Source organism: Kitasatospora putterlickiae (assembly GCF_039527695.1).
Classification (GTDB): domain Bacteria; phylum Actinomycetota; class Actinomycetes; order Streptomycetales; family Streptomycetaceae; genus Kitasatospora; species Kitasatospora putterlickiae.
This window is the reverse complement of the sequence record NZ_BAAAKJ010000050.1, coordinates 1,034-7,657: the sequence shown is the minus strand read 5'-3', so window position 1 is coordinate 7,657 and position 6,624 is coordinate 1,034. Positions and strand designations below refer to the sequence as shown.

The 6,624-nt window shown below is 73.8% G+C and carries 5 protein-coding genes; 3 read left to right on the top strand and 2 right to left on the bottom strand.

Features of this window, described 5'->3' with window-relative positions:
• Positions 1 to 967: ergothioneine biosynthesis glutamate--cysteine ligase EgtA (gene egtA / locus ABD308_RS05955; protein ID WP_344328042.1), on the bottom strand; the 967-nt coding region annotated here is incomplete at its 3' end.
• A 366-nt stretch (positions 968 to 1,333) separates the two neighbouring features.
• Complete coding sequence (locus ABD308_RS05950; protein WP_344328027.1) at positions 1,334 to 1,786, bottom strand: SRPBCC family protein; 453 nt, start codon at positions 1,784 to 1,786, stop codon at positions 1,334 to 1,336.
• Positions 1,787 to 1,960: 174 nt separating this feature from the next.
• On the opposite strand from ABD308_RS05950, the gene ABD308_RS05945 reads away from it, so the two are divergent.
• From ABD308_RS05945 to gdhA, 3 genes are all read left to right on the top strand, one after another.
• The gene (locus ABD308_RS05945; protein ID WP_344328021.1) at positions 1,961 to 2,767 is read left to right on the top strand and encodes an SAM-dependent methyltransferase; all 807 of its coding nucleotides are present in this window, start codon (positions 1,961 to 1,963) and stop codon (positions 2,765 to 2,767) included.
• Positions 2,764 to 4,881 carry a putative bifunctional diguanylate cyclase/phosphodiesterase gene (locus tag ABD308_RS05940; protein WP_344328014.1) on the top strand — a complete coding sequence of 706 codons (2,118 nt, stop codon included), beginning with the start codon at positions 2,764 to 2,766 and terminating at the stop codon, positions 4,879 to 4,881. Before ABD308_RS05945 ends, ABD308_RS05940 begins: the two co-directional genes overlap by 4 nt.
• Positions 4,882 to 5,206: 325 nt before the next feature.
• Positions 5,207 to 6,586: an NADP-specific glutamate dehydrogenase gene (gene gdhA, locus ABD308_RS05935; protein WP_344328005.1), complete on the top strand. Its 1,380-nt coding sequence runs from the start codon at positions 5,207 to 5,209 to the stop codon at positions 6,584 to 6,586.
• The last annotated feature ends 38 nt before the right edge of the window (positions 6,587 to 6,624 follow it).

The window sequence follows — 6,624 nt, the reverse complement described above, 5'->3', positions numbered from 1 at the left end:
GGGCGCTGGCCTCGATGAAGACGGTGAACCCGTCGTCCAGCAGCGCGGTGACCAGGGCGGTCGGCACGATCCAGCCGTCCCCCGGCTGGGCGTCGATCATCCGCAGCTCCAGGTGGCCGCGCGGACGCACCGGCGGGAACAGCGTGGTGCGGTGGTAGTCGAGGTCGGCCAGGGTGGGCGGGCGCTCGCCGCCGCCGCGCAGCCAGTCGCCGAAGGTCATCCCGGCCGGCGCGGTCCACGGCAGCCCGTCGTGGCGGCGCACGCACAGCACCTCGGCGTCCAGCACGTACCCGGCCCAGGACTCGCGCGGGTCGCCGTGGTCGGGGGCGGGGGCGAGCGTGCGGGTGGGGTCCATCCGGGACCAGACGGTCTGCCGGGTGGACCGGTGCCCGGTGGGGCGGCCGTCCAGCAGGGGCGAGTTGGCGAAGGCGGCGACCAGCACCGGGCCGAGCCGGTGGGCGAGCCGCCAGCGGCGCTCCAGGGCGTGCGGGCCGTCCTCGGCCCCGGCGTCCAGGCAGACCTGGAGCGAGGCGGTGCCCGTCATCATGATCCGGCCCCAGGGGCCCGCGGCGTCGAAGTGGCGCTCCATCGCGAGGTAGCGCGGATGGTCCAGCACCATCGTGCGGGGGCGGCCCAGCGGGTCGGTGCCGGTTCCGGTGAGGCGCAGGCCCTGGGCGGCGAAGGCGGCCCGCAGGGCTCCGAGGTCGCGCCGGGTGTCGGCGACGCAGCCGGTGAGGCTGTCGGCGGGCGGGGAGCTGAGCTCTACCTGTCCGCCGGGTTCGAACGTGAGGCGGGAACCGGAGGGGAGCGAGGTCCCGTCGGGGCCGCCGAGCGGCAGTGCGTCCAGTGCCGCGTACAGCCGTTCAGGGGGGACCGGCCGGTCGGGACATCGGTCGTCGTGGACGAACCACTCGACCTCGACGCCGACGAGCCGGGGCGGTCCGATCTTGAAGCAGACGCCCGCCATGTGGCTGCGCGCGGCCGATTCGGTGAGCGGGCTCACCGCGTCGGCGTGCGGCTCCGGGCTCTGCCGGTCGGCGGGGTTGGGCGGTCGAAGGGGTATCACCGGACTCACCATCCTCGGGACACGGGTGCGGCCCGGACTACCCTGCCCAGTCTGCCCCGGACCATGCGACGGCGCCGCGCAAACATCCGGTGAAGGCCGGTCGTCGCAGGCCGGAGCGGTGCGGACGGGTGAACCGGGCGGTCCGTGCACGTACGGGGCGTCCGTGGACGCGCCGGATGGTCCGGGAACGTACCCGCCGTCCGCGAACGGCCGGCGGTCCGCGAACGTGATCAGCACGCCGGCCCGCTCAGGCCCGGTCGGGCCCGCTCAGGCCCGCCGTTCCAGGTACGCCGCCAGGCCGCGCCGGCCGCGCCGCATCATCACCGCGTGGTTGGCCCGGAAGAGCGGCCGGGCGGGCAGCGCGAGGCGGCGCAGCAGCGGCTTGGCCGGGCGGGTGTCCTCCTCGAACAGCGCCAGCGCGCCGCCCGCGCCGTCGGCCGACACCGTCCAGCGCGACCAGCCGGTGAGGTCCCCGTGCATGGCCGCCTCCAGCACCCCGCCGTCCGGGTCGCGCCGTACGGCGGTGAGCCCGATGACCAGCCGGTAGGGGAGCAGCGCGCGGACCAGCACCTCGCCGCGGTCCGGGCCGGTCTCCCGGGCGTCGCGGACCTCCGGCCACCAGCGCGGGTAGCCGGCGACGTCGGCGAGCGCCCGGTACACCTCGGCCGGGGGCGCGGGAAGCCGCCACACCCCGTGGAACCGGTAGTGGTTGGGGTCCACGGGACGCACTCTAACGGCGCGCGCGGGGCCCGGGGCGGCGCCGGGAGGAGCGTGGCACTCCGCTTGCATGCGTTCGGCGTGCAGAGGAGGATCTTTTGTGCTTGTAGTCTCAACAGTCACAGTCGTCACACGCGGCGGCTGGTTCACCGGAACCGGAACGAAGGAGTCCCGAGGATGCGGCGACCGAACTGGGTACCGGAGGGCACGGACCTGGACAAACCGAACGCCGCACGGGTCTACGACTACTACCTCGGGGGCTCGCACAACTTCGAGGTCGACCGGGAGATGGCCCGCAAGGCCATCGAGCTGTGGCCGGAACTGCCGCAGATCATGCGCTCCAACCGGGCCTTCCTGCGGCGTGCCGTCCAGTTCGCCGCCGAGCGCGGCATCAGCCGCTTCCTGGACATCGGCTCCGGCATCCCCACCTTCGGCGCCGTGCACGAGATCGCCCGCGCCATCCGCCCCGAGGCGCGGGTCGTCTACGTGGACCGCGACCCGGTCGCCGTCGCCCACAGCCGCCTGCTGCTGGAGGACGACCCGGACAGCTCCGTCGTCCAGGCCGACGTCCGGGACGTCGAGGACCTGATGTCCCGCCCCGAGGTGGCCGGGCTGCTCGCCGCCGGCGAGCCGGTGGCCGTGCTGCTGGTCGCCGTCATGCACTTCGTCCAGGACGCCGAGGACCCGTGGAAGCTGATCGCGGTGATCCGCGACGCCCTCCCGCCGGGCAGCGCCCTGGTCCTCTCGCACGCCTCCCTGGAGGGCCGCCCCGACCAGGCCGAGGACCACCAGCGGCTGTACCGGATGACGCCCACCCCGCTCACCATGCGCACCCACGAGCAGATCACCGCGATGTTCGAGGGCTTCGAGCTGGTCGAGCCCGGCGTCGTCTACCTGCCGCAGTGGCGCCCCGACCAGCCCGAGGCCGTCGGCGAGCACCCCGAGCGGATGACCGGGGTGGCGGGCGTGGGGCTCCGTCCGTGACGGAGGCACCGGAACCGGGCAGCGGCGCCGAACGGTTCCACGAGGACTGGGCGCGGCTGCTCTCCGGTGACCACGGCACGGCGGTCCACCCCGGCCTGCTCGGCCGGCTGGTCTCCCGGACCGCCGCGCTGCTCCACCGCGCCCAGTCGGACCACCCGTTCGACCCGCGCCTGGCCGCCGAGGCCGGGGCCGAACTGGTCGACGCCCACTTCACCGACCCGGTGGTGCTGGCCAGGGCGGTCGAACTGCTCCAGCGCCAGCCCGGCACCGACGGCCGCGGTCCCGCCCTGAGCGGCGCCTTCGCGGCCGGCTGGGCGGCGGCGCTGCGCGAACGCACCCTGCGCGAGCAGGAGGCCATCCGCACCGCCGCCGACGTCGCCCGCAAGGGGGCGGAGAAGGCGCTGCGCGCCTCCGAGGCCCGGTTCCGCGCGCTGTTCGAGAGCGCCGCCATCGGCATCGGCATCGGTGACACCGACGGCAACATCATGGCCGTCAACAAGGCCCTCCAGGAACTCTTCGGCGCCGGCCCCGACGACATGATCGGCCGCCGGGTCGGCGACCTCGTCCACCCCGAGGACGCCGACGGCGTCTGGGAGGCCTACGAGGAGCTGATCAGCGGCAAGCGCGACTACTTCCAGTTCGACAAGCCGTACTACCGGCAGGACGGCGAGGTGGTCTGGACCCACCTGACGGTCTCGCTGATCCGCGACGACGACGGGCGCCCGGTGTACCAGGTCGCCATGCTGGAGGACGTCACCGACCGCTACCGGCTCCAGGAGCGGCTGCGCCACCAGGCCACCCACGACCCGCTGACCGGGCTGCCCAACCGGGCCGCGTTCTTCGAACGGCTGGAGAGGCTCTTCGAGGACCCGGACCCGGGCGCCCGCTTCGGCCTCTGCTACGTCGACCTCGACGGCTTCAAGGTGGTCAACGACAGCCTCGGCCACGACACCGGCGACCAGCTGCTGTGCGCCGTCGCCGCCCGGCTGAAGGCCGCGCTCACCCCGCTCGGACACCTGGTCGCCCGGCTCGGCGGCGACGAGTTCGTCGTCCTGCTGGAGAACAGCCGCGGCGAGCAGGAGGCGGTCGCCGCCGCCAGGACCGTGCTGAAGGCGCTCGCCGGACCGGTGCTGATCGGCGACCACAAGCTGGCCGTCGGCGCCAGCGTCGGCGTCCTGGAACGCCGGGTCTCCACCACCACCCCCGGCGCCGCCGTGCGCGCCGCCGACCTCACCCTCTACCGCGCCAAGGAGGCCGGCCGGGGCCGCTGGACGCTCTTCGACCCCAAGGAGAACGCCCGCGCCGTCTCCCGCTACGCCGTCTCGGTGCGGATGCCCGCCGCCCTGGACCGGGGCGAGTTCTTCATCGACTACCAGCCGCTCTACGCGCTCGCCGACGGCCGGCTCGCCGCCGTCGAGGCGCTGGTGCGCTGGCGCCACCCGCAGCTCGGCGTGCTCGGCCCGGACGAGTTCGTCACCACCGCCGAGGAGACCGGGCTGATCATGCCGCTCGGCCGCTGGGTGCTGGAGCAGGCCTGCGGCCAGGCCGCCGACTGGATCAAGCGGTTCGGCGACGCCGCGCCCCAGCTCAACGTCAACCTGGCGGTGCGGCAGGCCCGCAGCGCCGCCCTGGTCGGCGACCTCGGCCGGATCCTCGACAGCACCGGCCTCGACCCGGCCCGGCTCCAGCTGGAGATCACCGAGTCCACCGTGGTCGGCCCGGAGGACGAGGCGCTGCGCACCCTGCACGGCCTGGTCGGCCTCGGCGTCTCGCTCGCCGTGGACGACTTCGGCACCGGCTGGTCCAACCTCGCCTACCTGCGCGACCTGCCGGTCTCCGGCCTGAAGATCGCCGGCTCCTTCGTCGGCGACCTGCACGACCCGTCCAAGGACGAGGAGACCGGCTGGCGGATCGTCAGCGGCCTGGTCTCGATGGCGCACGCCCTCGGCCTCACCGTCACCGCGGAGGGCGTGGAGACCGGCCGGGACGCCGAGCGACTGCGCGGCATCGGCTGCGACTGGGCGCAGGGCTGGCACTTCGGCCGCCCGGTGCGCCCCTCCGAGATCGCCCGCCGGATCGCCGAGGAGCCGCTGGGCCGCCGGGTCGCCGGCTGACACCACGTCAGCCCGCTTGGGGCTCGGCGGTCGACGGGGCCCGCTGGTTCCACTGTGACCAACCTTGAACACCCCTTCCGGAGGGGTGGACGAAGGGTCGGTGCAGCTCACGAACGGGTTGCCGGGCGGGGACCAGGGGGGGAGGGGCGGACAAACGGGGGGTGGCAGTGAGAGACTGTGCCCGCGCGAGCGGTCCAGGAGTTGCCGCGCTGGTGTTTTTGCGCCGTGACGCCCTCAATGGCGAGGGGACCGCCGGTGCCTTTCCCCCGGGACGACGGGGGAGGCGCCCCGTCTGTCGATTCAGACCATGGAAGGTCCTCAAGAGATGTCGGCTACCCCCGTGCCCGCTGCGTCCCACGACGCCGGGAACCCCGCCATTGAGTCGCTCTACGCCGAGGTGCTTCGCCGCAACCCCGGTGAGCCCGAGTTCCACCAGGCCGTCCGGGAGGTGGTCGAGACGCTCGGACCGGTCCTGGAGCAGCGGCCCGAGCTCGCCGACGCCCGGATCGTCGAGCGCATCGTGGAGCCCGAGCGCCAGCTGATCTTCCGGGTCCCGTGGACCGACGACCAGGGCCGGATCCACGTCAACCGCGGCTTCCGGGTCGAGTTCAACAGCGCGCTCGGCCCGTACAAGGGCGGCCTGCGCTTCCACCCCTCGGTGAACCTCGGGATCGTGAAGTTCCTGGGCTTCGAGCAGATCTTCAAGAACGCGCTGACCGGCCTCGCCATCGGCGGTGGCAAGGGCGGCTCCGACTTCGACCCCAAGGGCCGCTCGGACGCCGAGGTCATGCGCTTCTGCCAGTCCTTCATGACCGAGCTCTACCGCCACCTGGGCGAGCACACCGACGTCCCGGCCGGGGACATCGGCGTCGGCGGCCGCGAGATCGGCTACCTGTTCGGCCAGTACAAGCGGATCACCAACCGCTACGAGTCGGGCGTGCTGACCGGCAAGGGCATCGGCTGGGGCGGCTCGCAGGCCCGCACCGAGGCCACCGGCTACGGCTGCGTGCTGTTCACCCAGGAGATGCTGCGCGCCCGCGGCGAGGAGCTGGACGGCCTGCGGGTCTCCGTCTCCGGCTCCGGCAACGTCGCCCTGTACGCGATCGAGAAGGCCCGCCAGCTCGGCGCGACCGTGGTCACGGCCTCCGACTCCACCGGCTTCGTGGTCGACGAGAAGGGCATCGACCTGGACCTGCTGAAGGAGATCAAGGAGGTCCGGCGCGGCCGGCTCACCGAGTACGCGGAGCTGCGCGGCAGCCACGTCCGCTACCAGGAGGGCACCGGCGTCTGGAGCGTCCCGGTGGACGTGGCGCTGCCCTGCGCGACCCAGAACGAGCTGGACGAGGCGGACGCGCTGGCGCTGGTCCGCGGCGGGGTACGGGCGGTCGCCGAGGGCGCCAACATGCCGACCACGCCGGAGGCGGTCCGGGTGTTCCAGGAGGCCGGCGTGGCCTTCGGCCCGGGCAAGGCGGCCAACGCGGGCGGCGTCGCCACCAGCGCGCTGGAGATGCAGCAGAACGCCTCGCGCGACGAGTGGTCCTTCGAGCGGACCGAGGAGCGGCTGGCCGCGATCATGCGGAACATCCACGCCGCCTGCCACGGCACCGCGGAGAAGTACGGCCGCCCCGGCGACTACGTGCTGGGCGCCAACATCGCCGGCTTCGAGCTGGTGGCGGACGCGATGCTGGCCCAGGGCCTGATCTGACGCCGGACCGTCACCGCCTCCCCGGCCGGCGCCCTTCG